Origin of the sequence: Methylobacterium sp. J-070, assembly GCF_022829385.1 — a bacterium.
Taxonomy (GTDB): domain Bacteria; phylum Pseudomonadota; class Alphaproteobacteria; order Rhizobiales; family Beijerinckiaceae; genus Methylobacterium.
In genome coordinates this window covers 1-1,153 of sequence record NZ_JAKSXX010000029.1, presented here as the reverse complement: position 1 = coordinate 1,153, position 1,153 = coordinate 1, and the positions used below count along the sequence as shown (strand labels likewise).

At 66.1% G+C, this 1,153-nt stretch carries 1 protein-coding gene; it reads right to left on the bottom strand.

All coding sequences use genetic code 11. The annotated features are described in order from the left end of the window. Nucleotides 1-1,080: an IS630 family transposase gene (locus MKL01_RS01300; RefSeq protein ID WP_243903436.1), complete on the bottom strand. Its 1,080-nt coding sequence runs from the start codon at nucleotides 1,078-1,080 to the stop codon at nucleotides 1-3. Between the last annotated feature and the right edge of the window lie 73 nt (nucleotides 1,081-1,153).

Below are 1,153 nucleotides of genomic sequence, written 5' to 3'. Positions count from 1 at the left end.
CTAGTGGTTCGAGTCTAACGCTTGGTGCCCGCGTTTGGCGGCCTGGATGATGCGGTCCGGGTCCGCGGTCCAGACGAAAGGTTTCGGGTTGCCGTTGCTCTCGGCGATGAAGCGTTTGATGGCTGCCTGAACCTCGACGAGAGAGCCAAACACGCCCCGTCGCAGCCGGCGCTTTGCGAGTTTGGCGAAGAAGCCCTCGACGGCGTTAAGCCAGGAGGCGGAGGTGGGCGTGAAGTGGAAGGTCCAGCGCGGGTTTCGGTCGAGCCAGGCGCGGACCTTCAGGTGCTTGTGAACGGCGTAGTTATCCAGGATCGCGTGGACGACCTTTCCGGCCGGGACCGCCGCCTCGACGGCGTTGAGAAAGCGGATGAACTCCTGATGCCGGTGACGCTGCATGCAGCGGCCGATCACCTTGCCCTCCAGAACGTCCAGAGCGGCAAACAAGGTCGTGGTGCCGTGGCGCTTGTAGTCGTGGGTGCGCGTCGTGGGCTGACCCGGCTTCATCGGCAACGGGTCCTGCGTTCGGGTGAGCGCCTGGATCTGCGACTTCTCGTCGACGGAGAGCACCACGGCATGAGCTGGTGGATCGACGTAGAGCCCAACCACATCGCGCAATTTGGCGGCGAAGGCCGGGTCGGTGGAGAGCTTGAACTGCCGTACCCGGTGCGGCTGCAGGCCATGCCCGCGCCAGATCCGCTGCACCGACGAGACGCTGATGGATGCGGCCTGAGCCATGGCAGCTGCCGTCCAATGCGTGGTCTCACCGGGCGGCTCTCCTTGCGTCAGGGCCACGACGCGCGCCGCCACCTCCGGGCCGAGGGGCCGGATGCAGGCTGGCCGTGTCTTGTCCCGCAGGAGCCCATCCATGCCCTCCTGTGCGAAGCGCTCCTGCCAGCGCCAGACCGCGGTCTTGGACACGCCCGCCTCACGCATGATCGCGTGCGTCCCGAGCCCATCGGCGCTCAGCAGCACGATGCGAGCGCGCCAGACATGCTTCTGCGGCGTATTCCGGTCAGCCACGAGGGCTTCGAGCCGAAGGCGATCCGAGGCGGGAAGCGTGAAGGAGAGGCCGCTGCGCATCCCGCCAGACTCGCAGGACAAAGCCCAAACCGAAACCTGGGACGGACTCAACCGTCAGGTTTTGACCACTAGG